General features: G+C 67.2%; 28 protein-coding genes. 13 read left to right on the forward strand and 15 right to left on the reverse strand.

From position 1 onward, the window contains the following. Position 1: 1 nt before the first annotated feature. Genes DES47_RS27685 through DES47_RS27700 form a run of 4 tightly spaced genes read right to left on the reverse strand, consistent with a single transcriptional unit; the run spans position 2 to position 5398 of the window. A complete protein-coding gene (locus DES47_RS27685) occupies positions 2-1264 on the reverse strand; it encodes an alanine racemase (protein ID WP_133704023.1) in 1263 nt (420 codons plus the stop codon). Then, the gene (locus DES47_RS27690) at positions 1257-2642 is read right to left on the reverse strand and encodes a D-arabinono-1,4-lactone oxidase (RefSeq protein ID WP_133704024.1); all 1386 of its coding nucleotides are present in this window, start codon (positions 2640-2642) and stop codon (positions 1257-1259) included. The genes DES47_RS27685 and DES47_RS27690 overlap by 8 nt, the downstream gene beginning before the upstream one ends. Further along, positions 2639-2977: a c-type cytochrome gene (locus DES47_RS27695; protein WP_133704025.1), complete on the reverse strand. Its 339-nt coding sequence runs from the start codon at positions 2975-2977 to the stop codon at positions 2639-2641. Before DES47_RS27695 ends, DES47_RS27690 begins: the two co-directional genes overlap by 4 nt. Before the next feature lie 15 nt (positions 2978-2992). Beyond that, the gene (locus DES47_RS27700; RefSeq protein ID WP_166652222.1) at positions 2993-5398 is read right to left on the reverse strand and encodes a TonB-dependent receptor; all 2406 of its coding nucleotides are present in this window, start codon (positions 5396-5398) and stop codon (positions 2993-2995) included. Between the two features lie 128 nt (positions 5399-5526). Between DES47_RS27700 and DES47_RS27705 the strand changes: the two genes are divergently transcribed. The 3 genes from DES47_RS27705 to DES47_RS27715 all read left to right on the forward strand — a co-directional run bounded on the left by DES47_RS27705 (position 5527) and on the right by DES47_RS27715 (position 8740). Continuing rightward, positions 5527-6192 carry a TetR/AcrR family transcriptional regulator gene (locus DES47_RS27705; protein WP_243748489.1) on the forward strand — a complete coding sequence of 222 codons (666 nt, stop codon included), beginning with the start codon at positions 5527-5529 and terminating at the stop codon, positions 6190-6192. 86 nt (positions 6193-6278) lie between these two features. Continuing rightward, positions 6279-7901, forward strand: a complete 1623-nt coding sequence (locus DES47_RS27710) for a tetratricopeptide repeat-containing diguanylate cyclase (protein WP_133704028.1) — start codon at positions 6279-6281, stop codon at positions 7899-7901. A 47-nt stretch (positions 7902-7948) separates the two neighbouring features. Continuing rightward, positions 7949-8740, forward strand: a complete 792-nt coding sequence (locus tag DES47_RS27715) for an EAL domain-containing protein (RefSeq protein WP_425057492.1) — start codon at positions 7949-7951, stop codon at positions 8738-8740. Here DES47_RS27715 and DES47_RS27720 read toward each other — a convergent pair. From DES47_RS27720 to DES47_RS27730, 3 genes are all read right to left on the reverse strand, one after another. Beyond that, entirely contained in the window at positions 8688-9290 is a 603-nt protein-coding gene (locus tag DES47_RS27720) for a DUF1003 domain-containing protein (protein WP_133704030.1), read from the reverse strand. The two genes, DES47_RS27715 and DES47_RS27720, sit on opposite strands and share 53 nt — an antisense overlap. Before the next feature lie 68 nt (positions 9291-9358). Further along, a complete protein-coding gene (locus DES47_RS27725; RefSeq protein ID WP_133704031.1) occupies positions 9359-10057 on the reverse strand; it encodes a Bax inhibitor-1/YccA family protein in 699 nt (232 codons plus the stop codon). A 38-nt stretch (positions 10058-10095) separates the two neighbouring features. Continuing rightward, entirely contained in the window at positions 10096-10848 is a 753-nt protein-coding gene (locus DES47_RS27730) for a TerC family protein (RefSeq protein ID WP_133704032.1), read from the reverse strand. A gap of 77 nt (positions 10849-10925) precedes the next feature. On the opposite strand from DES47_RS27730, the gene nhaR reads away from it, so the two are divergent. From nhaR to DES47_RS27750, 4 genes are all read left to right on the forward strand, one after another. After that, on the forward strand, positions 10926-11825 hold the full coding sequence (nhaR, locus tag DES47_RS27735; protein WP_133704033.1) for a transcriptional activator NhaR: 900 nt from the start codon (positions 10926-10928) through the stop codon (positions 11823-11825). A gap of 64 nt (positions 11826-11889) precedes the next feature. Beyond that, positions 11890-13257 (forward strand): LLM class flavin-dependent oxidoreductase, encoded by a 1368-nt coding sequence (locus tag DES47_RS27740; protein ID WP_133704034.1) that lies wholly within the window; start codon positions 11890-11892, stop codon positions 13255-13257. A 9-nt stretch (positions 13258-13266) separates the two neighbouring features. Then, on the forward strand, positions 13267-13779 hold the full coding sequence (locus DES47_RS27745; RefSeq protein ID WP_133704035.1) for a flavin reductase: 513 nt from the start codon (positions 13267-13269) through the stop codon (positions 13777-13779). An 8-nt stretch (positions 13780-13787) separates the two neighbouring features. Beyond that, complete coding sequence (locus DES47_RS27750; protein WP_133704036.1) at positions 13788-14990, forward strand: MFS transporter; 1203 nt, start codon at positions 13788-13790, stop codon at positions 14988-14990. A gap of 1 nt (position 14991) precedes the next feature. Here DES47_RS27750 and DES47_RS27755 read toward each other — a convergent pair whose 3' ends face one another. The 6 genes from DES47_RS27755 to DES47_RS27780 all read right to left on the reverse strand — a co-directional run bounded on the left by DES47_RS27755 (position 14992) and on the right by DES47_RS27780 (position 20111). Then, a complete protein-coding gene (locus tag DES47_RS27755; protein ID WP_133704037.1) occupies positions 14992-15546 on the reverse strand; it encodes a helix-turn-helix domain-containing protein in 555 nt (184 codons plus the stop codon). A gap of 2 nt (positions 15547-15548) precedes the next feature. Then, positions 15549-15755, reverse strand: a complete 207-nt coding sequence (locus tag DES47_RS27760; protein WP_133704038.1) for a cysteine-rich CWC family protein — start codon at positions 15753-15755, stop codon at positions 15549-15551. Next, positions 15752-17284, reverse strand: a complete 1533-nt coding sequence (locus tag DES47_RS27765; protein WP_133704039.1) for a malonate--CoA ligase — start codon at positions 17282-17284, stop codon at positions 15752-15754. Before DES47_RS27765 ends, DES47_RS27760 begins: the two co-directional genes overlap by 4 nt. A 20-nt stretch (positions 17285-17304) precedes the next feature. Further along, entirely contained in the window at positions 17305-17736 is a 432-nt protein-coding gene (locus DES47_RS27770; protein ID WP_166652224.1) for a GNAT family N-acetyltransferase, read from the reverse strand. A gap of 5 nt (positions 17737-17741) precedes the next feature. Next, positions 17742-18740: a Bug family tripartite tricarboxylate transporter substrate binding protein gene (locus DES47_RS27775; RefSeq protein ID WP_133704041.1), complete on the reverse strand. Its 999-nt coding sequence runs from the start codon at positions 18738-18740 to the stop codon at positions 17742-17744. 63 nt (positions 18741-18803) lie between these two features. Beyond that, a complete protein-coding gene (locus DES47_RS27780) occupies positions 18804-20111 on the reverse strand; it encodes a malonyl-CoA decarboxylase domain-containing protein (RefSeq protein ID WP_133704042.1) in 1308 nt (435 codons plus the stop codon). A gap of 96 nt (positions 20112-20207) precedes the next feature. Between DES47_RS27780 and DES47_RS27785 the strand changes: the two genes are divergently transcribed. Next, complete coding sequence (locus DES47_RS27785) at positions 20208-21692, forward strand: sigma-54 interaction domain-containing protein (RefSeq protein WP_133704043.1); 1485 nt, start codon at positions 20208-20210, stop codon at positions 21690-21692. Here DES47_RS27785 and DES47_RS27790 read toward each other — a convergent pair. After that, on the reverse strand, positions 21679-22611 hold the full coding sequence (locus DES47_RS27790; protein WP_133704044.1) for a LysR family transcriptional regulator: 933 nt from the start codon (positions 22609-22611) through the stop codon (positions 21679-21681). The genes DES47_RS27785 and DES47_RS27790 overlap by 14 nt on opposite strands. 138 nt (positions 22612-22749) lie before the next feature. Here DES47_RS27790 and gstA point away from each other — a divergent pair, with 138 nt between their 5' ends. The 3 genes from gstA to DES47_RS27805 all read left to right on the forward strand — a co-directional run bounded on the left by gstA (position 22750) and on the right by DES47_RS27805 (position 24033). Next, positions 22750-23367: a glutathione transferase GstA gene (gene gstA / locus DES47_RS27795; protein WP_133704045.1), complete on the forward strand. Its 618-nt coding sequence runs from the start codon at positions 22750-22752 to the stop codon at positions 23365-23367. A gap of 70 nt (positions 23368-23437) precedes the next feature. Continuing rightward, complete coding sequence (locus DES47_RS27800) at positions 23438-23656, forward strand: tautomerase family protein (protein ID WP_133704046.1); 219 nt, start codon at positions 23438-23440, stop codon at positions 23654-23656. Beyond that, positions 23653-24033, forward strand: coding sequence for a nuclear transport factor 2 family protein (locus DES47_RS27805; protein ID WP_133704047.1), 381 nt, complete (start codon positions 23653-23655; stop codon positions 24031-24033). The genes DES47_RS27800 and DES47_RS27805 overlap by 4 nt, the downstream gene beginning before the upstream one ends. Positions 24034-24046: 13 nt before the next feature. Here the strand turns inward: DES47_RS27805 and DES47_RS27810 are convergent, their stop codons facing one another. Further along, positions 24047-24370 (reverse strand): DnaJ family domain-containing protein, encoded by a 324-nt coding sequence (locus DES47_RS27810; RefSeq protein WP_166652225.1) that lies wholly within the window; start codon positions 24368-24370, stop codon positions 24047-24049. Between the two features lie 307 nt (positions 24371-24677). Between DES47_RS27810 and DES47_RS27815 the strand changes: the two genes are divergently transcribed. Both DES47_RS27815 and DES47_RS27820 read left to right on the forward strand, forming a co-directional pair. After that, positions 24678-25868, forward strand: coding sequence for a substrate-binding domain-containing protein (locus tag DES47_RS27815; protein ID WP_133704049.1), 1191 nt, complete (start codon positions 24678-24680; stop codon positions 25866-25868). A gap of 1 nt (position 25869) precedes the next feature. Further along, positions 25870-26631, forward strand: a complete 762-nt coding sequence (locus DES47_RS27820; protein ID WP_133704050.1) for an ABC transporter ATP-binding protein — start codon at positions 25870-25872, stop codon at positions 26629-26631. Positions 26632-26643 lie beyond the last annotated feature (12 nt).

Consider the following 26643-nt stretch of genomic DNA (forward strand, 5'->3'; position numbering starts at 1 on the left):
CTCAGGCCGAGGCCGGCAGCACCGGCCAGCGGGCGCTGATGCGTTGGCCATCGAACACCAGCAGATCGCCAAACTGCAAGAGCACCGCCTCGCTCTGGCGCGGGCGCAGGAAGACGTGGTCGTCGGGCTGCAGATCGACTCGGCCTGAGGCCACCATCACCTGCTGGTTCGATGACGGGCCGTAGAGGCCGCTCGGTGTCACGCCTTCGGGCGAGGCCACCTCGGCCAGCCAGTGGCCGCCGTGAATGGCCAGGCCGCGGGTCTGGTTGCGGTCCCAGGTCTGGGCCAGTCGGCTCAGCCAGGTGGCGCCCTCGGGCAGGCGGAATCGGGGCCAGGTCTTGAGCACCGGCGTGGCGATGAAGGCGGCCGGCTGCAGATCGGCCAAGAGCGGCTTCTCGAAGTCCAGCGGCAGCAGGGCCGCGGAGCCGACCGAGACCTCATTGGCTACGCCCTTGCCGTCGTGCAGGCGGAAGGTCGGCGAACCGGCGGTGTTCAGCGTCAGGCTCTCGCGGCGCTGCGGGCCCAGCAGCTCGTTGGCCAGGCGCCAGGCGGTCTGAACGCGCTTCTGCGACTCGTCCCATGCCTGGGCACGCATGCCCAGGGCGTCGGGCAACGCGGCCACATGGGCGTCATAGCCCATGAATCCCTGCCACTTCAGGGGGCCGGTCTTCAGGCTTTGCAGCGCCTCGCCCAGCTCGATGGGATCTTCGAAACCGCCGCGGTGCAGGCCGACGTCGATCTCCAGATTGACGCGCAGAACCTGGCTGCGCTGCTCGGCCAGCTGGCGGTACTGAGCCAGGCGCTCGGGCGTGTCGATCAGCCATTCGATGCCGCCGCCGATCTCGGGTGGCAAGTCACGCAGCAACGCGGCGGCGGCGGTCACCGGGAAGGGCTTGCCCAACAGCACCTGGCGGTCTGGCCGGGCCTGCAGCAGCTGCCCGGTCTGTGCCGCATTGAAGGCCATCACCCGCGGGCTGGCCCAGGCCTTGGCCACCTCGTCCATCAGCTCCAGGCAGGGCAGGGACTTGAGCACCGCACGCAGGCCCATGCCGGTCTTGGCGTGTGTGCCGATGGCGGCCAGGTTGGCGCGCAGCCGCGGCAGGTCGATGACCATACTGGCCTGGGCCACGCCGGCGGCCTTCAGTGCCTGGCTCAGCGTGGCGAAGTACGGCGCGTGCGGGCCGCCGACCTCGGCCGGGCGGGCCAGCCAGGCGGCCACGGGCAACGCAACGGCGGCGCCCAGCAATACACGACGCTTATGCATTGGCGGCTCCCACAAACAGTTGGCGCAGATGCGCGTTGAGCATGCGGCCCTGCGGATCGACGCTCTCGCGCACCCGCTGGAAGTCGGCAAAGCGCGGGTACATGGCCCGCAGGTCCTTCAGTTGAAGGTCATGCAGCTTGCCCCAGTGCGGTCGGCCGCCATGACGCTTGAACACTGGCCCCAGCTCGGCGATCAGGTACTGGTAGGCCTCGCCCTGCAGCGCATGGGTGGCAATCGAGCAGCTGTCGCGGCCGTGGAAGGGGCTCAGCCAGGCCGAGTCGCCGCGGATGAAGCGGAACTCGATCGGAAAGAAGATGTCGTTACGCCTTTCCAGCGTGGCCAGGATGTCCTTCAGGCAGGCGATGCCGGCCTCGCGCGGCAGGTGGTACTCGCTCTCGTTGAAGCGGGTCGGCCGCACGGTGCTGAGCAGGCGCCAGGACCAGTCCTGCGCGAACTCGGTCTGGGCCGGGTCGATCAGCTTGGCGGCGGTCCAGCGGCGCAGATCGGGCCAGCGGCCCAGCCAGTCGCGCAGGCGCTGCAGATCGCGCAGCACGTTCTCGTCGGCCGAGGCCGGGTGCTGGGCCGGGCCCTCGGCCACCTCGCTGTGGGTGATGCCGGCGCTGTAGCCGGTGAAGGGCAGCACATACATCTCGAAGTGGCGGTGCTGGCGGGCCAGTTCGGGGGCCTTCTCCAGCAGGCCCTCGGTGCGCTCCAGCCAGACGCGGCGCGCCAGCATATAGCGGGGCCGCACACGCAGCGTGTATTCGGTGATCACACCCAGCGACCCGAGCGACACCCGGGCGGCGTCGAACAGCTCGGTGTTGAGCAGCCGCGAGCATTCCTTGATCTCGCCGGCCGGGGTGACCAGGCGCAGTGCCTGCACCTCGTCGTGCAGGGCCGGCAGGGTCTGACCCGTGCCATGGGTGCCGGTGGCCAGCGCGCCGGCCAGGGTCTGCACATCGATGTCGGGCTGGTTGTGCAGGGCCAGGCCTTGGCCGTGCAGCTCGCGGGCCAGCTGGGCCAGGCGGGTGCCGGCGCGCACGCGCACGGTATTCGTCGCCTTGTCGGTGGCGATGATGCCGGTCAACCTGTCCAGCGAGATCAGGGTGCCGTCGGTGGGCACCAGCGGGCTGAACGAGTGGCCGGCGCCGACGCAGCGCAGCGGGCCCGGCGCACTGGCTATTTGCCCGGCCAGCTGGGCCTCGTCCGCCGGCATCAGCCATTGCCTGGCCTGGCATTGCTGGATGTCGGACCAGTTCTGCCAGGGCTTGGGACCGGCGGGTTTGGGCGCGGCCACCTGGGCCAGCGCCTCGCCGCCCAGGGCCAGGCCTGCCCCGAGGGCCGCCGTCTGCTTCAACCAGTCTCTGCGTTCGGTCATGTTGGGGCTCGGCTCATGAAGGTGATCAGGTGTGCAAGGTCGCTGTCGCTGCAGTCCGGGCACAGGCCCATGGGCGGCATGCTGTTCAGGCCCTGGCGCACGCTGTGTAGCAGGGCCGGCATGCCCTTGTCCAGCCGCGGCGCCCAGGCGCTGGCATGGCCGGTCAACGGTGCGGCGCCATCGCTGCGGCCATGGCAGTTCAGGCAGGAGCGCTCATACACGGCGGCCAGACGGGCATCTGCGGGGCGCAGGGCTTCGGCCTGGGTCGGCGTCGGTTTGTCGTCCCTGCTGCAGGCGGCGAGCAGCAGCAGGGCGATCAGCAGCAAGTGGCGCATCGCTAAGACACTCGCTCAAAAGCTCGCCCGCAACTCCACCGCCACGGTGCGCGGCTTGGCCAGCGTCGCATAGGCCGAGCCCAGCGGCGCGGACTCGTACCAGAGGCGGTTGATGTAGCGCTTGTCCAGCAGGTTGTTGACCAAGAGTGAGAGGCCCCAGCGCTTGCTGTCGGACTCCCAACCGATGCGGCCATCGAGCTTCTGCCGCGCGCCGCCGACCTGGAACGTGGGCGTGTTCAGGCACAGGCCCTGCACATAGGACTCCTCGTTGCAGCGCGTCGCGCCGCTGTAGCTGGCCTGCAGGCTGGCCTGGGCCTGGCCGCCCAGCGCCTGCCACAGCACCTCGAAGCCGACGCTGGCATGCAGGCGCGGCGCGCCCACCGGCTGGCCGGCCAGGTTGCTGCCCAGGCTGCTGCTGCCGCGCTTGTAGGTCTGGTCCAGCAGCTCAACGTTGCCGAACAGGTTCAGCTGGCGGCTGACGCGCCAGCGCGCATCGAGATCCACACCGGTGGCCTTCTGGTCGCTGATGCTGACCTGATACGCCGGTATGCCGCCGGCGCTGGACGGCACCAGCTGCAGGGTCTGCAGATTGTTGAAGGCGTAGTGGAACAGCGAGGCGCTGTAGCTCAGGCCCAGGCCGGCGAGCTGGCCCTTCGCGCCCACTTCCAGGCTGGTGACGCGCTCCGGCGCATAGGCCGAGTTGACCTGCAGCGTATTGAAGCCACCGGCCTGGTAGCCGCGGGTGATGGAGCCATAGACCATCAAGTCGCGATCGATGCGGTGATCCAGCACCAGGCGCGGGCTGACATCGTTCCACGAACGCGACAGCTGCAGCGGCGCGGTCGTGGCGCCGCTGCTGGCAATCAAGACATTGCTGCGTAGCGCGCCTTGGATCATCAGCGCCTGCTCCTGCGTCAGCGCGCCTGCCGCCACCATGCCGTTGAACAGATCGACGGCGTCCAGCACCGCCAACTGCTCGTCGAGGCTAGGTGCCGCGCGGTTCGGGTTGAACCAGCTGAAGCGCTTGCTGTCGCGGGTCAGGCGCAGGCCGGTGGTCAGATGGGTGCTGGGCTGCAGCTCCCAGATCACGTCGCCATAGGCGGCCACGGCGCTGAAGCGGCCCTGGTTCGTCATCGCCTCGCCCCAGGTGTGGCCCAGCAGATTGATGCCGGGCACGCCGGCGGCCTCGGCCAGCACATTGACGGTCTGGAACAGCGGCAGGCCGGTCAGATTGCCGGCCATGGTGTCCAGCGCCGTGGTCGTGGTGTCGACGAAGGCGGTCTGGCGCGCGGTCTCGCGGTAGAAGCTCAGACCGGCCAGCCAGTCGGTCGTGCCGCGCTTGCCGCTGAGACGGAACTCCTGCTGCCAGCTGCTATTGGCCTCGTCATTGGTGGTGGACAGATAGATCAGCGGGCTGTTGCTGCCGTCGTTGTCCTGACGATTCTTCGAGGTGAAGTGGCGGTAGGCGGTGGTGGAGCTGAAGTCGGCCCAGGCCAGCGCATGGGTGAGGCGCAGGGTGACGCCGTTGAAGTCCCGCGCCTCGATATTGCCGGCCACGTCATTGCGCAGCGGCGCCTTGCGCGGATCGAGGTAGGTGGCAGGGTCCGACGGGAAGACCGGCGCCATGCCGGGAGCGATGGGCACCACGCCGATGGCCGGGCGGGCGCGCTGATCCAGCTTCTCGTGCTCCAGGCTCAGGATGGCTTTCGTGTCCTCGCTGGCCCGCCACAGCAGCGCCGCGCGCAGGCCCCATGCGTTCTCCCCGCCGGCCTTCTCACCGGTGGCGGCATCTGCCAGAAAGCCATCGCTGCGCTGCGACACCAGGCTGGCGCGCAAGGCCAGGTTCTCACCCAGCGGCTGATTGGCGAGCAGCTCTACATGGCGCTGGCCGCGGTTGCCCAGGCGCAGCAGGCCGCTGGCGCGGCTGGCGAACTCGGGGTCGTTGGTGACGACCGAGATCGCACCGCCGGCGCTGTTGCGGCCGAACAGCGTGCCCTGCGGGCCCTTCAGTACCTCGATGCGCTTGACGTCATTGAAGTTCAGCAGCGCGCCGCCGGTCTTGCCGGTGTAGACGCCGTCGACGTAAATGCCCACCGGCGAATCGGTGCCGATCCCGAAGTCGCTGGTGCCTATGCCGCGCAGCGAGATCGTCGGCTGCGTGGCCTGCGTCGCGTCTATCGTCAGGCCCGGCACATGGCTGGACAGATCGCCCATATTCGACGCGCCCAGCTTGCGCACCTGGTCCGCCCCCATCACCTGGATGGCGATCGGCACCGACTGCAGCTGCTGCACCCGGCCCTGGCCGGTCACCACCACCGCCTCCAGCTGGCTGGGCTGGGCCAGCGCCGCGCTGGCGCCGATCAGGGCCAGCACCGCACAGCAACTCGCGCTGCGAACACCGGGGTAGTGACGTGGGTCCATGCGGGTCTCCTGTTGGCCTTGGAGGCCATTCGTGTAAATATAGCGATGACTATATTCATCTGACCGCAGGCCGCGACCCGGACAAACCCGCATCGGGCCTTGCCCTAGACTCGACCGTAATGACACGCGTGAAATCCATACCCGCAGCCGACAGCGGCGCGCTTCCACCCGACCTGGAGCTGAAGAAGGCGCCGACGCAGCCGCGTGCGGTCGAGACCTACGAGCGCATCCTCGGCGCTTGCGCCGAGCTGCTGGGCGAGGTGGGCATCGAGCGCCTGTCCACCAATCTGATCTGCCAGCGTGCGGGCATCTCACCCCCGGCCCTGTATCAGTACTTCCCGAACAAGTACGCCATCCTTCACGAGTTGGGCACGCGGTTGATGCAGGTGCAGAACGAGCTGCTGGCGCCCTGGGCCGTGCCCGCGACGATGCGACTCCCTGAGGCCGAGTTCGCGCGCAGCGTGGCCGAGCTGTTCCTGGGCACACTGGCGCTGACCGAGCAGATGCCCGCCGGTGTCTGGGTGACGCGGGCGCTGCGCGCCGTGCCCTCGCTGCAGCATGTGCGCAATGGCTCGCATGACTTCGTCACCGACATGCTGCTCGCGCCCTTCATGGAGGCGCATCCGCAGGCTGACCGGGCCCAGGCGCGCCTGAGCTTTCGCCTGGCCATCGATGCGCTCTATGCCGCGCAGGAGCTGCTGTTCGACGATCCGAGCCTGGACCCGCAGGCGGTGGCCCGCACGATGGCCGAGATGGTCACTGCGCAGCTGATGCGCTTGCGCGGGCCGGCATGATCATCCTTGTGCGAGGGCTGGAAATTGCTGATACGTCCGGCCCGGCGGCGGCTCAGAATAGCGGTTCAGCCTTGAAAGCAGATGCAGTGAACACGGCAGTGGACAGTAGCGACAAGGAAGCAAATCAGGTCCTGTTGCAGCAGGCCAACGAGCACGCCGACGCCGGCCATGCCCAGGCCGCGATGAGTTGCGCTCGCGAGCTGCTGGCGCGCGCCGAGCAGGCTCAGGATCTGGCGATGTGTGCCGAGGCCATGCTGTGTCTGGCCTGCTGCGAGCTGCGCCTGCTGGGCAAGTTCGCCAAGGCGGTGGATCTGGCCCAACGCGCGGCCCTGCTGTTCCAGCGCGCCCAGCATGTCAATGGCGAGGGCCGTGCGCTGGCCACGCAGGCGATCGCGGCCTCACGCCTGGGCTATTACGAGGTTGCGGTGGACAGCGCGCTGCTGGCGGTCAAGGTTTCCGCCGCCGAGCAGCCCAGCCGCGACCAGGTGATGGCCTATCACGCGCTGGGCATTGCGATGTACTCCGGCAAGTGCTTTGTCGAGGCCAGCAATGCCTACCAGCAGGCCATCTACCTGGCCGAGCGCTGCGAGCCGCCGCTGAATGCCTTCGAGCTGCACACCGATCTGGCCTCGACCGAATCGGTGCGCTATATGGTGGAACGCAATGGCGGTGGGGCGCGGCTGTCGCTGGACATGCTTGAGGTGCAGATCAACCGCTGCCACCAGCTGCTGGCAGCAGCGTCCAGCGGCAACCCGATCGCCACCGCCAGTCACACCAACAATCTGCTGATACTGGCCCTGGCCCACACCCATTTGCTGACCTGGCGGCTGCGCTTTCGCGAGGCGGCCGAGGCCTTGCAGCACTTCAAGCGGATGCAGGAGAGCCTGCAACGGCCCTGGATGAAGGCGGCCGTGCACTGGGCCCAGGCCGAGCTGGCGATGGTCAAGGGCCAGCTCGGCGAGGCCCAGCACTGGGCGCGGCAGACGGTGGCGGTGGCCGCCGAGCATGAGCATGAGGGCCTGCTGGCCGTGGGCTATCAGCTGCTCAGCTATGCCTGCGAGCTGGCCGGCGATACGCTGGGCGCGCTGTCGGCGCTGCGCCAGCTGGCTCTGCGCGAACAGCTGGCCCGGGCACACAGCCTGAAGGGCCGGGTGGACCTGATCGACCGCCAGGTGGAGCTGCGGCGCCAGACGCAGCAGCTGCAGCGCCTGGAGAGCGACACGCGTCTCTACCAGCGCCTGGCCATGGAGGACGGTCTGACCGGCCTGGCCAACCGCCGGCAGTTCGAGTCCAGTCTGGCCGAGTGGCTGAACATGCTGCCCACGCCAGGTGCCAGCCTGTGCCTGGCGATGATTGATGTGAACCGCTTCAAGCAGATCAATGACAGCTTCTCGCACCATGTCGGTGACGAGGTGCTGCGCCGCATCGCCGGCCTGCTGCGCAAGCACACCCGCGAGCCGGATCTGCCTGCGCGCCTGGCCGGTGACGAGTTCGTGATCGTGCTGCGCGGCGCCGATGAATTGGCCTGCCGCCAGGTCTGCGCCCGCCTGCAGCAGGCGGTGCGCCTGCACGACTGGTCCGCCCTGGCGGCCGGCTTGCAGGTCAGCATCAGCGTTGGTCTGGCCGTGGCGAGCATCGGTGACACGGTGGAGGCGTTGATGCTGCGCAGCGATGAGAAAATGTATGCCGACAAGCGGGCGTCCGCCTGAGGCCGGCTGCCCAGACGGCCCGGCAGGAAGTGAAGGAAACCAACGTGATCAAGATTCAACCCGTCCCGTCCGAATTTGCCGCCCTCGAGGCGGGCGATGTCCCGGATTGCGAGGACTGCGGCTCGGCAGAGCGCGTCGGGTTCCGCTTCGACTATGCCTATCAGCCCATCGTCGATCTGCGGTCGCGAACAATCTACGCCCATGAGGCGCTGGTGCGCGGCCCCGAGGGGCAGGGGGCAATGTCGGTGCTGTCCCAGGTGAACGACAGCAACCGCTACCGCTTCGACCAGGCCTGCCGGGTCAAGGCGATCAAGGGCGCCGCCCAGCTGGGCATCCAGGAGAAGATCTCGATCAACTTCCTGCCCAACGCGGTCTACAAGCCCGAGGTCTGCATACGCACGACCCTGGAGGCAGCAAGAGTCCACGGCTTCCCGCTGGAGCGCATCATCTTCGAGGTGACGGAAGGCGAGCGCGTCGAAGACGGCCCCTGGCTGGCCTCCATCCTCAGGGAATACAAGCGCTGTGGCTTCCTGACCGCCATCGACGACTTCGGTGCCGGCTTCGCCGGCCTGACCCTGCTGGCCGATTTCACGCCCGACCTGATCAAGCTCGACATGGCGCTGGTGCGCGGCGTGGACAGCAACCGTTCGCGCCAGGCCATCGTGCGCGGCATGATGCATATCTGCCAGGACCTGGGCATCGAGGTGATTGCCGAGGGCATAGAAACGGCGGCCGAGCGCGACTTCTTTGTCGATGCAGGCGTGCACCTGATGCAGGGCTTTTTCTTCAGCCGCCCGGCGTTCCAGTCGACGGGGCAGGTGGCGCCGCAGGCCTGGTAGACGCATCGCCTGCGGCGGTGCGATGCTGCAACAGGTGCTGGTGCATCTCCACGGTCAGGCCTTCGATGCGCTCGGTAAGTTGCCTGGTCAGCTCGGTCAGCTGGGTGTTCTGGCGCAGCAGCTCCAGCATCTGATCGGCCTGCTGGGAGGCAATCAGCAGGCGCTGCTCGTTGGCTACGGCCAGGGCCTCACGATGCTGGGCGTCGGCCTCTGAGTGCACCTTGTCACGCGCCGCCTGGCGGGTCTGGGCCAGCAGTATCAGCGGCGCGGCATAGGCCGCCTGCAGGCTGAAGGCCAGGTTCAAGAGGATGAAGGGGTAGATGTCGAAGTGGGTCAGGCCCGACACATTGAGTGCGATCCAGACCACCACGATCAGCGTCTGGGCCCCCAGGAACAGCGGCGTGCCGAAGAAGCGCGCGAAGGCCTCGGCCCTCAGCGCAAAGGCATCATTGCCAAAGGTGGGGGCCAGGTGGGCATGGGGGCGGTGAAAGCGCAGATGGTCCACATGGGTGTGGCCGGCGGGCTGCGCCTTGGCGTCAGTTGTTGACATGGGGCGTCCTCAATGGGTTCACCCGGCTCGTGCCGGGTGAGTTCCATCATGCGCCCATCGCTCAGCGATTATTCGTCGCGGCCACCAAAGATGCCCAGCAGCATCAGCAGCGACTGGAACACGTTGTAGATGCTCAGGTACACGCCCAGGGTGGCGGTGATGTAGTTGGTCTCATGGCCGTCTTGGACACGCTTCAGGTCATGCAGGATGAAGGCCGAGAAGATGCCGATGGCCAGCACCGACAGCGTGATCATCAGCGCGCTGGACTTCAGGAAGATGTTGGCAATGCCGGCCACCATCAACATGATGGCGCCGATGAACAGCCACTTGCCCATGGAGCTCAGGTCGCGCTTGATCACCGAGGACAGCGAGGCCATGCCCAGGAAGATCGCGCCGGTGCCAGCAAAGGCCGTCATCACCAGGCTGGCGCCGTTGGACAGCCCCAGCACGGTGCCGACCAGTCGTGCCAGCATCAGCCCCATGAAGAAGGTGAAGGCCAACAGCATCGGCACGCCAGCGGCCGAGTTCTTGGTTTTCTCGATCGCGAACATGAAGCCGAAGGCGCCCACCATGAAGACGACAAGGCCCATGCCGCCGGACATCATGCTGGCAATGCCGGTGGCAATACCCACCCAGGCGCCGAGCACCGTGGGCACCATCGACAGGGCCAGCAGCCAGTAGGTGTTGCGCAGGGTGCGGTTGCGCTGCGCCGCCGTTTCGGCGCCGTAGGCAAAGCCGGTCTGGTAGGTCTGAACAGGGTTGTTCATGGCAAATCCTTTCGTGGGACGGTGAGGAACAGGGAACTTCAGGCGGTCTGGATCAGGGTGTGGCGCTTGGCTCGGGCCCGCAGGTTCAGTGCTTCCACGGCCAGCGAGAAGGCCATCGCGCCGTAGATATAGCCCTTGGGGATGTGCATGTCGAAGGCCTCGCCGGTCAGCGCCATGCCCACCATCACCAGGAAGGCCAGGGCCAGCACCTTGACCGACGGGTGTGCATCGACAAAGTCGCCGATCGGCTTGGCGGCAAACAGCATCACCGCGACCGAGGTGACGACGGCGGCCACCATCACGCCGATCTGATCGACCATGCCGACGGCGGTGATGACCGAGTCCAGCGAAAACACGATGTCGATCACGGCGATCTGGCCGACGATGGCCCACATCGCCTTGCGGCCGGCAGCCTTCAGGGCGACCGGGTCGCTCTCGCCGGGGCCGTCCTGTTCCTTGGCCTCGACTTCGACAAAGATTTCGTGCGAGGCCTTGTAGAGCAGGAACAGGCCACCGAACAGCAGCACCAGGTCACGGCCGCTGAAGCCATTGCCGGCGACGGTGAACAGGTCTTCGGTCAAGCCCATCACCCAGCTCAGCGAGAACAGCAGCAGCAGGCGCGAGACCATCGCAAAGCCCAGGCCCAGGCGGCGGGCAAAGTCGCGCTGCTCCGGCGGCAACCGACCGACCAGGATGGAGATGAAGATGATGTTGTCCACGCCCAGGACGATTTCGAGGGCGGTGAGCATCGCAAATGCGATCCAGAGGTTCGGGTCAAGAAGGAATTCCATAGCCTCGCACTCTAGGCCGCGCAACACTAAGCGTAAAGTCGTAGTTTCGGAAGCGTGACTTCGAGAAAGCAGAAGCAATGAACTTCAAGCACCTCTATTACTTCTGGGCCACGGCCAAGGCCGGAGGCATCATGCGCGCCGGTGAGCAGCTGCACACCACGCCGCAGACCCTGTCCACCCAGATCAAGCTGCTGGAAGACCGCCTGGGCTGCGCTTTGTTCCGCAAGAGCGGGCGGCGCTTGGAGCTGACCAACGATGGCCGGGTGGCCCTGGGCTACGCCGAGCAGATCTTTGCGCTCAGCGCCGAGCTGGAGTCGGCCATCGGCAAGGCGCGCAGCGACCAGACGGTGCTGGAGTTCCGCGTCGGCATCGCCGACCAGGTGCCCAAGGCGATCGCCTACCGGCTGCTGGAGCCGGCGCTGGACGGTCCCGGCCCGGTACGGCTGGTCTGCCACGAGGGCAAGATGCAGGATCTGCTGGCCCAGTTGTCGGTGCACCGGCTGGACATCGTGATTGCCGACGAGCCCATGGGCAAGCAGCTCAGCGTCAAGGCCTTCAGCCATGCGCTGGGCACGACGGCGATGAGCTTCTTCGCCGCGCCCTCGTTGAAGCGCACGCTCAAGGCCGAGTTTCCGCGCTGCCTGGACGGCGCGCCGATGCTGATACAGGGCGCCAGCTCGGCGATGCGCCAGCGCCTGGACCTGTGGCTGGCCGAGCAGAGCCTGCGGCCGCGGTTGATCGGCGAGTTCGATGACGCGGCGCTGATGAAGGCCTTCGGCAGCGAGGGCCGCGGCGTCTTCATGTCGCCCACCGTGCTGGAGGCCGAGACCTGCGAGCAGTACGGCGTCAAGGTGCTGGGCCGCAGCGACGCGCTGGTGGAAGAGTTCTTCGCCATCTCGGTCGAGCGGCGCATCACCCACCCCTGCGTGGTGGCCATCACCGAGGCGGCGCGCAGCCAGTTCCTGGCCTCGCGCTGAGCCTTGTTGATGTTGCGTGATTCCACTATAGTTGACGAAAATCAATCTAAGTGGACATTGCGACATGAGCCGAGAACTGCACGTCAACGCCTTCGACATGTGTTGTGTCGGCCATATCCAGCAGGGCCTGTGGCGCCATCCGCGTGACCGCTCGGCCAGCTATTTGGACATCCACTACTGGACCGACTACGCCCGCAAGCTGGAGGCCGGCCTGTTCGACGGCATCTTCTTCGCCGATGTGCTGGGCGTTTATGACGTCTATGGCGCCAGCCCCGATGCGGCGCTGCGCGGCGCGGTGCAGGTGCCGGTCAATGACCCGACCCTGATCATCCCGGCGATGGCCGCGGCGACAAAACACCTGGGCTTCGGGGTCACCAGCAACCTGACCTACGAAACGCCGTTTCTGTTCGCCCGGCGCATGTCCACGCTGGACCATCTGACCGCGGGCCGCATCGGCTGGAACATCGTCACCGGCTATCTGGACAGCGCCGCCCGCGCCGCCGGCTTCGCCGCCCAGACCGCGCACGATGACCGCTACGACCTGGCCGACGAGTACATGGCGCTGGTCTACAAGCTCTGGGAGGCCAGCTGGGAAGACGGCGCGGTGCAGGCCGACCGCGCGAGCGGGGTATACGCCGACCCGTCCAAGGTCCATGTCATCCACCACCACGGCAAGCAGTACCAGGTCGACGCGATGCATCTGTGCGAGCCCTCGCCGCAGCGCACACCGGTGCTCTACCAGGCCGGTTCTTCGACCCGCGGCCGGCAGTTTGCCGCCACGCACGCCGAATGCGTGTTCGTCAACGGCCATTCCAAAGCGGGGGTGAAGGGCATCGTCTCGGACATCCGCGCGCAATCCTTGCAGCGTGGCCGTGCCGCCGGCGACATCAAGGTCTTTCTCGGCGCCACCGTCGTCACCGGCCGCACCGACGCCGAAGCGCAGGACAAGTTCGAGGACTATCGGCGCTATGTCAGCTCCGAGGCGGCGCTGGTCCATGCCGCCGCGTCGATGGGCATAGATCTGGCGAAGTTCGACATCGACGAGCCGGTCGAGACGCAGAAGAGCCAGGCCATCGTGTCGAATATCGAGGCGATGACGCGTACCGCCGGCCCGCAATGGACGCGCCGAAAGCTGCTGGAGCAGATGGTGCTTGGCAGCCGCCAGCCGCCCTGGATAGGCTCGGCCGACAAGATCGCCGACCTGATGATGGCCTGGGCCGACGAGGCCGATGTCGATGGCTTCAATCTGTCGCGCACCGTGGTGCCCGAGTGCTTCGACGACTTCACCCAACTGATCGTGCCCATCCTGCAGGAGCGCGGCGCCTACAAGACCGGCTACCGGGAGGGCACCCTGCGCGACAAGCTGTTCGGCACCGCGCGACTGCCGGCGCGCCATGCGGCGCACCATGCCACACATCAGCAGCGTCGCTGAGGCCGGGCCATGCAAGTCAACAAGCTGCAGTACCGCCAGGCCATGTCCAGCCTCGGCGCGGCCGTCAATGTGGTGACCAGCGAGGGGCCAATGGGCAGCTCCAGCCGCGCCGGCTGCACCGTCTCGGCCGTGTGCAGCGTGACCGATGAGCCGCCCACGGTGATGGTCTGCATCAATCGCGACAGCCGCAATGCCGCCGCGTTTCGCGACAGCGGCGCGCTGTGCGTCAATGTCGTCAGCGCCGATCAGCAGGGCCTGGCCCAGCTGTTCTCGGATCGGGACGTGCCGGTCGATGCGCGTTTCGCGGCCGCGCGCTGGAGCCGTCTTGCCACCGGTGCGCCGGTGCTGGACGACGCGCTGGCCTCGCTGGACTGCGAGATCCGCTCGGTCACCACGGTCGGCACGCACGATATGTTTCTCTGCGAGGTCAAGGCCCTGCGCATGGCCGACAGTGGCGATGCCCTGATCTACTTCGGCCGGCACTTCCACCGGCTGGCCGCACCGGTGAGTTCGGTGCCTTGAACGCGGTCATGCCCGGCAAGCGCGGCGCGATGGCGGTGCTGCTGCTGTGCCAGGTCGGCACGATGACGGTCTGGTTCTCATCGGCCTCGGTCGTCGCCCTGGTCAAGCAAAGCCAGGCGCTGACGCCGCTGCAGGCCGCGCTGCTGACCAGCTCGGTGCAGATCGGCTTCGTGCTGGGCACGCTGACCAGTGCGCTTCTGCAGCTGGCCGACCGACTCGACCCCAAGCGCCTGTTCATGAGCTGCGCACTGACCGCCGCCGCGGCCACCGCCGTGCTGGCCCTGCTGGAGCCCGTCAGCCCGCTGGTGTTCGCACTGCGCCTCCTGACCGGTGCCTGCATGGCCGGCGTCTATCCGGTCGGCATGCGCCTGGCCGCCACCTGGGCCAGGGGCGATCTGGGCCTGCTGGTTGGTTTTCTGGTGGGCGCGCTGACCCTGGGCTCGGCCAGCCCGCACGCGCTGGCGGCCTGGGTGCAGGCCGACTGGCGCGTCGTCTATGGCGTGGCGGCGGCCTGTGCGGCGCTGTCTGCTCTTGGCATCCGCTGGTTCACCGTCGGCCCCAACCATGCGCGTGCTGCCAGCGTCCATTTCGGCCAGATGCTGGAAGCCTGGAGGCGGCCCGCGCTGCGCTTGGCCAATCTCGGCTATCTGGGCCATATGTGGGAGCTGTATGCGATGTGGGCCTGGCTGGCGGTGTTCCTGACTGCCAGCTTCGAGGCCGTGGGCATGACCAACGCCAAGCACTTCGCCGCACTGCTGACCTTTGCCGCCATCGCCGCCGGAGCCCCCGGTGCCTGGCTCGGCGGCGTGCTGGCCGACCGCTACGGCCGCACCGCGCTGACCACCGGCGCGATGGCCATCAGCGCTGGCTGCGCGCTCTTGATGGGATGGATGTTCGCCGCGCCGCCCTGGCTGGTCGCCGTTGTGGCGGTGGTCTGGGGCGTGTCGGTGATCGCCGACTCGGCCCAGTTCTCGGCCTCGATCGCCGAGCTCAGCGAGCCGCAGAACGTCGGCACGATGTTGACGGCGCAGACCTGCGCCGGGTTCTCGCTGACCCTGGTCAGCATCCATCTGGTGCCCGAGCTGGTGGCCTGGGCGGGGTGGACGGTGGCGTTCGGTGTGTTGGCGTTGGGGCCGATGGCGGGGTGTGTGGCGATGCTGCGTTTGCGGCAGCGCCCGGAGGCGTTGCGGATGGCGGGCGGCAGGCGCTGACTCAGCGCCTCACCAACGCAATCAAATAACGGCAGGGCAGATCCCCAGGATTGACAAACACACAATCCTCCGGCGCCCCCAGCTGCAGGCAATCCCCCGCTTCGAGCCTATGCTCGACCGAACCCTCGATGAACAGCAGCGTGTTCTCCATCACCAGGATCTGCTCATGCTGGAAGCTGAACGCGCTGGCCGGGTAGGGCACGCGCACGCCGGCCGGTAGCTCGACCTCCAGCAGTTCCAGCACACCGCCGCCGCTGGGCGAGATCGAGCGGCGGGTGTAGCCGGTCTCGGGGTCTTGCCAGACGGTTTGCGTGCTGCGGCGGCTGACGCGCTCGGTGGACTGCTCGGCCAGGGCCAGCAGGGCCGACAGGGCCAGGCCCAGGGCGCCGGACAGGCGGCCCAGCACGGTGGCCGTGGGGCTGGCCTCGCCGCGTTCGATCTTGCTGATCATCGCCTTGGACACGCCGGCCCGCTCGGCCAGCTCGGCCAGCGACCAGCCGCGTTGCGTGCGCTCCAGCTTGATGTGCAGGCCTATGGCCGCGCTGGGGTCGGTCATCATCATTGCTGGGCGGCTGCGGCCTGGTCCTTCAGCTGCTTCAGGCAAGCGACGCACAGGCAGCTGCGGTACTGCGCGGCCAGTTGCTCGCGCAGGCCGGGCGTGAGCTGCATGTCGAAGCAGTCGCAGCGGGCGTCGGCCACACCGCAGTGAAAGGGCAGGCCGCAGCGCGGGCAGGCGCTGTTATCAGATGACGGCTGCGAACTCACGCGAACAGGCCCTTGTGCTGGTCGCGCAGCAGGTTCTTCTGCACCTTGCCCATCGTGTTGCGCGGCAGCTCGCTGACGACGAACACCTGCTTGGGGACCTTGAAGTTGGCGATCTGCGACTTCAAGCTGGCGGCAATCTGCGCCCCGTCCAGCGCCGCGCCGGGCTTGGCCACGACGACGGCGACCACCGCCTCGCCGAAGTCCTTGTGCGGTACGCCGATCACGGCCGACTCGTTGACGCCGGCCATGTCATTGATATAGCCCTCGATCTCGGCCGGGTAGACGTTGTAGCCGCCGCTGATGATCAGGTCCTTGCTGCGGCCGACGATGGTCACATAGCCTTGCGTGTCGATGCGGCCGACGTCGCCGGTCTTGAACCAGCCGTCGGCGGTGAACTCTTCCTTGGTCTTCTCGGGCATGCGCCAGTAGCCGACGAACACGTTCGGCCCCTTGACCTCGATGCCGCCGATCTCGCCGGTGGGGCAGGGCTGGCCCTTGTCATCGCGCACCCGCAGGCCCACGCCGGGCAGCGGGAAGCCCACCGTGCCGCCGCGGCGTGCCCCATCCTTGGCGTGGTAGGGGTTGCTGGTCAGCATCACCGTCTCGCTCATGCCGTAGCGCTCCAGGATCTGGTGGCCGGTACGGGCGAGGAACTCGTTGAAGGTCTCGATCAGCATGGGCGCCGAGCCGCTGATGAAGAGGCGCATGTTCCGGCAGGCCTCCTTGCCGAACGAGGGTTCGCCGAGCAGGCGCACATACAGCGTCGGCACGCCCATGAAGACAGTGGCCTCGGGCAGCTTGGCAATCACCGCGCGCGGGTCGAAGCGGGCGAACCAGATCATCTTGCTGCCGTTGAGCAGGGCGCCATGGGAGGCGACGAACAGGCCGTGCACATGGAAGATGGGCAGCGCGTGTATCAGCACGTCGCCAGCCTTCCAGCCCCAGTAGTCCTTCAGCACCAGGGCATTGCTGAGCATATTGCCGTGGGTCAGCATCGCGCCCTTGCTGCGCCCGGTAGTGCCGCTGGTGTAGAGGATGGCGGCCAGCTCGTCCGCGCCCTTGACCACGGTGTTGTGCTGGTCCGATTGATGGGCGGCGCGCTCCAGCAGGCTGCCGGTGCGATCCTCATTCAGGGTGAACACATGCTCGGTGCCGGCATTGAAGGCGATCTTGCTGACCCAGCCGAAGTTCTTGCCCGAGCAGACGACGACGGCCGGCTCGGCATTGCCGACGAAGTATTCGATCTCGGCCGCCTGGTAGGCGGTGTTCAGCGGCAGGAAGACATAGCCGGCACGCAGCACGGCCAGGTACAGCATCAGCGCCTCGACCGACTTCTCGGTCTGCACCGCCACGCGGCTGCCCGCAGGCAGGTCCAGCGAGGCCAGCAGATTGGCCATCATCGCGGTGGCGCGGTCGATGTCGCGCCAGCTGTAGTTCAGCCCCGGCTGATCGGCCACCTCGATGGCGGTCTGGTCCAGGTCGGCGGGGAAGTTGGCACGCAGCGCGGCGAACAGATTGGCGTTGGGCATGGTGAAGTCGAATCGTGTGGTCAGTTTAGGTGCAAGAGCACATAGTCCTGCGCGTCGGCCGGCTGGGCGGCGGCTGCCGTCCAGCCGTGGCGGGCATAGAAGGCCAGCGCGGCTCTGTTCTTCAGCACGCATTTCAAGGCGGCGGGGCGATGGCTCAGGCCGGCCAGGCAGGCCTGCAGCAGCGCACGGCCGATGCCGCGGCCGTGAAACGCCGGGTCCACGTACAGGTGGTGGATGAAGGCATGGTCTCGCTGGCTGGAGATAAAGCCCAGCAGTCGCTCGCCGCGGCAGGCCACCAGCATCCACTCACCGGCACTGTCGGCAGCGAGGCTGATGGGCAGCGCACGCCAGGGGAAGGCATGGGCGTAGGCGCGCAGATAGATGTCGTGCAGTGCCACGGCATCGGCCGGGCGGGCTTCGCGAACCGTGCAGTCAGCCAGCGTCTCGCTCACCGGATTCAGTCCAGCTTGGCGCCCGAGCTCTTCACCACCTCGGCCCAGCGCTTGACTTCGGCGCTGACGAACTTGCCGAAGGCATCGCCATAGAGATTGGGAATCTCGGCGCCCAGGCCGGTCCAGGTGTCGTGGATCTCGGGTGTGGCATAGGCCTTGACCAACTCGGCGCGCATGCGGTCGATCGCCTCCTTGGGCGTGCCCTTGGGTGCCCACAGGCCATACCAGGTGGCGACCTGATAGGTCGGCACGCCACCCTCCGTGCTGGTGGGTACATCGGGGAAGCCCGGGGCGCGCTTGGTCGATGCCACGGCCATCGCCTTGATGCGGCCGTTCTTGATATGGGCGGCCGAGGAGCCCAGGCCATCGAACATCAGGTCCACCTGACCGGCGATCAGGTCTTGCAGGGCCGGGCCGGCGCCGCGATAGGGGATGTGGGTGACGAAGGTCTTGGTCTGCAGCTTGAACAGCTCACCGGCCAGGTGGTGCGAAGTGCCGTTGCCGGCCGAGGCGTAGTTCAGCTTGCCGGGGTTCTTGCGCATCAGCTCCAGCAAACCCTTCAGATCTGACACCGGCACGCGCTGCGGGTTGACGACGATGACCTGGGGCACGCTGGCGATCAAGGCCACCGGGATGAAATCATTCTCGATGCTGTAGTCCAGCTTCGGGTACATGCTGGGCGCGATCGTGTGATGCACGGCGCCCATGAAGAAGGTGTAGCCGTCCGGCGAGGCCTTGGCCGCCACCGAGGCGCCGACGGTGCCGCCGGCTCCGCCCTTGTTGTCGATGATGATCTGGCGGCCCAGCTGTTTGGTCAGCACCGCGGTCAGCGGCCGCGCAAAGGCATCGGTGCCGCCGCCGGCCGGGAAGGGCACGACGATGGTCACCGGCTTGACGGGCCAGCCGCTCTGGGCCTGCACCGCACCGCCGACCAGGGCGGTGGTGCCCAGTGCAGCCAGTAGAACGAGACGGGCCCGCTGCGGGCGCTGATTCTGGAACTTCATGGGTTTGTCTCCTGTCGGTGTTGTCTGCCCCGCCAGCGGACGGGCGGGGCGCTGCATCTGGTTTTATAACAGCGCCGCCACCGCGCGGGCGTGCACGACTTCCCCTAGCGTGAACCGCTCATGCCGATTCTCGACCTCGGCCAGGTCGTACAGATAGTTGACCATCAGCCCGGCCGACTGCCGCAAACCCTTGCGCGCCAGGTTGCCGGCGGGGTTCAGGCGCTCCAGCCGGGCGCCGTTGTCGAGGTGGAAACGGGCCACCGGGTCGCCCCCAGGGCTGTGCGTTTGGTGGATCATGAAGGCGGCACACAGGCTCAGTAGGGCTTGCTGCACCGGATCCTCCAGCGGCCTGTCGGCGCTTTGCTGCTGCAGGCCAGCCAGGTCTTGACCGCAGCTGTGCAGCAGCAGCGCGTGCGCGGCCTGCAGGCGCGCGAGTTGCGGCTTCTTCAGTCCGGGCAGGGCCTCGAAATCGGGCTTCTTCAGCAGCCAGTCCATCAGGCCGGGAATCGGCGACAGGGTGCAGAAGCGCTTGAGCTTCGGCAGCTCGCGCTGCAGGGCGGTGGCCACATGCTTGATCAGGAAGTTGCCCAGCGACACGCCGCGCAGCCCCGGCTGGCAGTTGCTGATCGAGTAGAAAACCGCCACCTTGAAGCTGTTGCGTTCCTGCGGCGTGGACTTCTTGTCGATCAGCGGGGCGATGGCCGCCGGCATGTCGGGCAGCAGGGCCACCTCGACGAAGATCAGGGGCTCGCCGGGCAGCTGCGGGTGGAAGAAGGCATAGCAGCGGCGGTCGGGCTGCAGCCGGCGGCGCAGATCGTCCCAGCCGTCGATCGCATGCACGGCCTCGTGCTGTATCAGCTGCTCCAGCAGCTGCGCGGGCGACTGCCAGTCAACCTTCTCCAGGCGCAGAAAACCCGGGTTGAACCAGGACGACAGCAGATGCAGGAAGTCGGCCTCCAGCGCCAGCAGCTCGGGCCGGCTGGGCAGCAGCGTCAGCAGGTCGCGGCGCATGCCGATCAGGCAGGCGGTGCCGCCCGGCGCGCGGTTGATTCGGCGCAGCAGCTCCTGGCGCGGCGGCTCGGCGACCTGGCTCAGCTTGACCAGATGCCGGGCCGTGGGCGCCTGGGCGTAGGCCGTGGCCGCGGCCAGAACGGTCTGGGGATCCGGGCTGAAGTCGCTGGCCAGCGCGTCGAACAGTTTTGGCCGTTGCGCCTCGGGCAGCTGGGCATAGGCCTGCACCAACTCGGCGGCGATGGCCACGCTATTGGCCTCGGCCCGCTCGGACAGCAGGCGCTTGCAAGCCCGTATCAACGCCCGCAGGGCCTTGTCGTCACTGTTACGCCGGGCCGCGGCCCGCAATCCGTCCAGCATCGCCGATTCCTCTCAAGCTGCTGCAACGATGGTAGCGGCGCCACGTTAAAGTGCTGTGCCATCCAACCCACAAGCCCAGAGAAATACACCCGCGACATGACGGCCCCGAGTTCCGCGCTGCCCCAGGATGCCGACGGCCTGCTGATGCTGGCCGCCCAGTCGATGTTCGATGTGTTCGCGCGCAGCGCGCAGGGCATGATGGTGGTGGACCGCGCCCACCGCATCGTCTGGATCAGCGAGGGCTACAAACGCTTTCTGCCCGGCCTGGGTTTCGAGGCCGACAGCATCATCATCGGCCGCCGCGTCGAGGACGTGGTGCCCAACACTCTGATGGCCCAGGTGATAGAGAGCGGCCGGCCCATCCTGGTGGATCTGCTCAGCAACCAGGCCGGCACCTTTCTGGTCAGCCGTCTGCCGCTGCGCGATGAGGCCGGCCAGGTGATAGGCGCGATCGGCCTGGTGCTGATGGACCACCCCGAGACGACGATGCAGCCGCTGATGGCCAAGTTCTCGCGCCTGCAGCAGGAGCTGGAGGATGCGCACCGGCAACTCGCCGCGCAGCGCAGGCCCAAGCACACCATCGCCAGCTTCATAGGCACCAGCCCGGCGGCGCTGGAGGTCAAGCGCCAGGCGCGGCGCGTCGCCCAGGGCGCCAGCACGGTGCTGCTGCTGGGCGAGACCGGGACCGGCAAGGAGCTGCTGGCCCATGCCATCCATGCGGCCTCGGCGCGAGCGTCGCGGCCCTTCGTCGGCGTCAATATCGCCGCCGTGCCCGAGACCCTGCTGGAAGCCGAGTTCTTCGGCGTCGCGCCGGGCGCCTACACGGGCGCCGACCGCAAGGGCCGCGAGGGCAAGTTCAAGCTGGCCGACGGCGGCACGCTGTTTCTGGACGAGATCGGCGACATGCCGCTGGCCTTGCAGTCCAAGCTGCTGCGTGTGCTGCAGGAGCAGGAGCTGGAGCCGCTGGGCAGCAACCAGGTGATACGGGTCGATGTGCGGGTGATCGCCGCGACCAGCCGCGATCTCGTGGCGATGGTGGCCGCCGGTCAGTTCCGCGCGGATCTTTACTACCGACTCAACGTTGTGCCGATACGCCTGCCCACGCTGCGCGAGCGCGCCGGCGACTTCGAGGCCCTGGCCGAGGCACTGCTGGACGACATCGCCCGGCGCAGCGCCATGGCCCACCGCGAGCTGTCACCCGAGGCGCTGGCCTTGCTGGCCGCCCAGCCCTGGCCGGGCAATATCCGCGAGCTGCGCAATGTGCTGGAACAGGCCAGCATGATGAGCGACGAGCTGCGGCTGACGCCAGCCCACTTTGCCGGGGCGCTGCCGCGGGTTCCATCGATCGAGCAAGACCCGACCCCGCAGCCGCTCGCACCCGTGGTCACCCCGTCGCTGCCGGAGGCGGGCCAGCCGCCGCGCCCGCTGCCCGAGCAGATCGCGACGCTGGAGCGCCAGGCGATCAGCGCGGCCCTGGCCCATACCCAGGGCAACAAGCTGGCGGCGGCAAGGCTGCTACAGATTTCGCGTGCGGCGCTTTACGACAAGCTGGCCCTGTACGGGCTGATCAGTCCGGCTTGAATTGAGCCTGCGGCGCCAGCCGTTCAATCAGGAAGTCGATCAGCACCCGCACCCGCCTTGGCATATGCCGGGCGGCCGGGTAGAGCAGCGAGAACGGCCGTGAGGCGCCGGCATGTTCCGGCAGCACCTCGACCAGGCTGCCGGTGGCCAGATCGGCCTCCACCATGAAGCGGTAGGTCTGGGCGATGCCGGCGCCATGCCGGGCCAGCGTGACCGGACCGATGATGTCGTCGAAGCAGCTGATGGCGCCGGGCAGCGGCCGCTCGGCGATGCCCCCGTCCAGACGCAGCACCCAGGGCACGATCTGGCCGGTGCTGGGCAGCGAGAAGTGCAGGCATTCATGCCCCTCCAGCCCGGCCAGCGACAGCGGCGTGCCGCGCCGCCGCAGGTAGTCGGGTGAGGCGACCATCAAGAGGTCGGCGTCCTCCAGCTTGCGCGCCACCATGCCCGAGTCCGGCGGGTTGCGGCCGCGCACGGCGATGTCGAAGCCCTCGGCGGTGAAGTCCACATTGCGGTTGCTGAGCTGCAGCTCCAACTGCACGCCGGGGTAGGCGGCGCGGAACGCACCGATCAGCGGCAGCACGCGGTAATGGCCATAGGACGTCGGCAGGCTCAGCCGCACCACGCCGGCCGGCGCCTGCTGCTCGCCATTGAGCGCCCGCTCGGCCTCGACCAGCTGCACCAGTGCCTGCTTGCATTGCTCGTAATAGGCGCGGCCGCTGTCGGTCAGGCGCACGCTGCGCGTGGTGCGCACGAACAGCCGTGCACCGAAGCGCTGCTCCAGCCGCGCAATCGTGCGGCTCACGGCGGCCGGCGTCAGCCCGGCGACCTTGGCGGCTGCCGTGAAGCTCTGCTGCTCGGCGGTCAGGCACAGCAGCTCCAGGCTGCCCAGGCTCAGGTCATCGAAGTCGCGACTCATGGCGGTTCCGTGTGATAGCTCATTCAAGCATACGGTGTAAATGAAGAACTGATATTGAATGTCTTTAAGGCCTCGTGGGTAATCAATAGGATTCAGACACCTTGCAAGCGCCGCTTGCTTTCAACCTGGAGTCCTCTGATGAAGCTGTATTTCTCCCCCGCCGCCTGCTCGCTCGCCCCGCACATCCTGCTGCGCGAAGCGGGCCTGGCCTTCACCCTGGAAAAGGTCGACACCGCGCACCACACCTTTGCCGGTGGCCAGGACTATTTCCAGATCAATCCCAAGGGCCAGGTGCCGCTGCTGGAACTGGCCGATGGCACGCGCCTCAGCGAGGGCCCGGTGATCGCCCAGTACATTGCCGACACCGCCGGCGATCTGGGTCTGATGCCGGCCGCCGGCACCCTGGCGCGCTACCGCGTGATGGAGTGGCAGAACTATGTGACGGCGGAGCTGCACAAGTCCTTCACGCCGCTGTTCCATGCCGAGCTGGACGGCGCGGCCAAGAGTTTGCTGAAGGCCGGGCTGCGCAAGAAGCTGGAGTGGCTGAACAGCCAGCTGGAGGGCCGCGACTTCCTGACCGGTCAAACCTTCACCGCTGCCGATGCCTATCTGTTCGTCGTGCTGGGCTGGGCGCCCTTTGTCGATCTGAAGATGGCCGATCTGGCGCATCTGCAGGCCTTTGTGCAGCGGGTGGCGGCCCGGCCGGCCGTGCGGGCGGCGATGCAGGCCGAGGGGCTGCCGGTGCGCGGGGCCTGAGCCAGCGCCTGGCCGCCGGCGCCAGGCGTCCACTCAATCATTCTTCAATTCATTGCGGAGACATCACGAGATGCCCTACGTCCATATCCAGATCACCCGCGAGGGTGCCAGCGCCGAACAGAAGGCCGAGCTGATCGCCGGCACCACCGACCTGCTGGTGCGCGTGCTGAACAAGAACCCGGCCACCACCTTTGTGCTGATCGAAGAGGTGGATGCCGACAACTGGGGCATTGCCGGCGAGTCGGTGACCGTGCTGCGCCAGCGCGCGGCTCAGGCGGGGCCGCAATGAGCCCCGCTGCCGACTTCGAGGCCGTGGCCGCCGTGCTGCAGATCTATTTCGACGGCCTGCACCACAGCGACACCCAGCGCCTGCGCCAGGTCTTCCATCCGCGTGCGATCTATGCCTGCGCCAGTGGCGAGACGCCGCTGTTGCTGAGCATGGCGGAGTACTTCCCTATCGTGGATCAGCGGCCATCTCCGGCCAGCCTGGGCCAGCCGCGGCGCGACCGCATCCTGGCCATCGAGTTTGCCGGGCCGGTGACGGCGCTGGCCCGGCTGGAGTGCGTGATCGAGCCCAAGGCCTTTGTCGATCTGCTGAGCTTGATCTACGTCGAGGGCCGCTGGCAGGTCATATCCAAGGTCTTTCACTATGAGCTGATGACCTGATTACGGTCGCCGCTCAGCCCTTGGCCAGCCGCTCCAGCCGCATGGCGATGCGCAGCTCCAGCGCGGTCAGCTTCGCGCGCAGTTCGCGGGCCTTGTCGGCCGGCGGGTCGCAGCGCAGCGCCTCGCGCAGATCGGCGGCCTCCTGCATCAACTCGACCTCGGGCGGCACGAAGCCGGCCTCCTTGAGGAATTTGTAGCCCAGGCGCAGCTCCTCGGGGGTTTCCATGAAGCCGTCGTTGATCTGCAGCGCCTTGCCATAACTGGGCGCCTGGCTCATCTGGCCGGACAGCTCCTCCTCACGGATGCGTTGTGCAATCTGTTCGTCAAGCGTGGGCATCTGATACCTCCGGTGGGACGAGGTTTGATTGTGGCGCGGGCGCCATGTCCCAGTCGGGCGCTGGGATGACTGAATATCAGACATTGCATGAATTTCAGTCATATTGCCAAGCGGTCGATCTGCCTGAATTGAAGGCAAACCCCGCGAGCACGCGGGCGGCTCTGGCCAGATTCACCCGCTTTTGGGGCGTTTCCTAAGTGTTTGCACTGAGCCGGTGCGCTTCGGCACGGGCTTTGCAATAGAAAGCGGATCACCCCGCGCCCTTCAACAATCATGCGGGGATTCATTCCATCAGGAGACATCCCCCATGCAACGACGCCTGTTCGCCCTGTCCGCTGTCTGCGCCGCCACCCTGGTTGCCGCCGCGCCCGCCCTGGCTCAGGGCAAGGAAATCCGCATCGCCCACGTCTACAGCAAGACCGGCCCGCTGGAAGCCTATGGCAAGCAGACACAGACCGGCTTCATGATGGGCCTGGACTACGCAACCGGCGGCACGATGACGGTGGCCGGCAAGAAGATCGTCGTGATCGAGAAGGACGACCAGGGCAAGCCCGACGTGGGCAAGAGCCTGCTGGCCGCCGCCTATGGCGATGACAAGGCAGACATCGCCGTCGGTCCGTCCTCGTCCGGCGTGGCCCTGGCCCTGCTGCCGGTGGCCGAGGAGTACAAGAAGATCCTGCTGGTCGAGCCGGCCGTGGCCGATGCGATCACCGGCGACAAATGGAACCGCTACATCTTCCGCACCGGCCGCAACTCGTCGCAGGACGCCATCTCCAATGCCGTGGCGCTGGACAAGGCCGGCGTGACCATCGCCACCTTGGCCCAGGACTATGCCTTCGGCCGTGACGGCGTGAAGGCCTTCAAGGACGCGATCAAGAAGGCCAAGCTGGTGCACGAGGAATACCTGCCCACCAGCACCACCGACTTCACCGCCGGCGCGCAGCGCCTGATCGACGCGCTGAAAGACAAGCCGGGCCGCAAGATCATCTTCATCATCTGGGCCGGGGCTGGTAACCCGTACAAGATCGCCGACCTGGACCTGAAGCGCTACGGCATCGAGATCGCCACCGGCGGCAACATCCTGCCGGCCATGGTCAGCTTCAAGCAGTTCCCCGGCATGGAGGGCGCCAGCTACTACTACTTCGGCATGCCCAAGAACCCGGTCAACGAATGGCTGGTGGCCAACCACTACAAGCAGTTCAAGGCGCCGCCGGACTTCTTCACCGCAGGCGGGATGAGCGCGGCGATTGCCGTCGTCGAGGCGCTGAAGAAGAGCAATGGCGACACCAAGACCGAGACCCTGATCAAGACCATGGAAGGCATGAGCTTCGAGACGCCCAAGGGCAAGATGACCTTCCGCAAGGAAGACCATCAGGCGATGCAGAGCATGTTCCATTTCAAGATCAAGGTCGACCCGGCCTTCGCCTGGGGCGTGCCGGAGTTGATACGCGAGATCAAGCCGGAAGAGATGAACATCCCGATCAAGAACAAGCGTTGATTTGGCTGTGCTTGAAACCCGGGATCTGACCATACGCTTCGGCGGCCATGTGGCCGTCGATCATGTGTCCTGCGCGTTCCAGCCGGGCACCTTGACGGCCATCGTCGGACCCAATGGCGCGGGCAAGACGACCTACTTCAATCTGATCTCGGGCCAGCTGCCGGCCAGCGAGGGCCAGGTCTTGCTGAACGGGCTGGACATCACACGGCTGCCGGTGTCGGCGCGCACGCATCTGGGCCTGGGCCGGGCCTTTCAGCTGACGCAGCTGTTTCCGGCCTTGAGCGTGCTGGAGAACGTGCGTCTGGCCGTGCAGTCGCGCCGCAAGCTGGGGCTGAATCTGTGGTCGGTGTGGCTGGACCATCGAGGTACCCTGCGCCAGGCCCGCGAGCTGCTGGAGCAGGTGCGGCTGGACGACAAGGCCGAGACGATCGCCAGCAGCCTGCCCCATGGCGACCAGCGCAAGCTGGAGGTGGCGATGCTGATGGCACTGGATCCGCTGGTCTATATGTTCGACGAGCCGACCGCCGGCATGAGCGTCGACGAGGTGCCGGTGGTGCTGGACCTGATACGCGCGTTGAAGGCCCGCCAGGACCGCACCATCCTGCTGGTCGAGCACAAGATGGATGTGGTGCGCGAGCTGGCCGACCGCATCATCGTGCTGCACAACGGCCGGCTGATGGCCGACGGCGAGCCCGAGGCGGTGATCGCCTCGCCAGTGGTGCAGAACGCCTACCTGGGCGTGGTCGAGGAGGTGGCGGCATGAGCCCCGCCCGGC

This window comes from Roseateles toxinivorans, from assembly GCF_004362525.1.
Classification (GTDB): domain Bacteria; phylum Pseudomonadota; class Gammaproteobacteria; order Burkholderiales; family Burkholderiaceae_C; genus Paucibacter; species Paucibacter toxinivorans.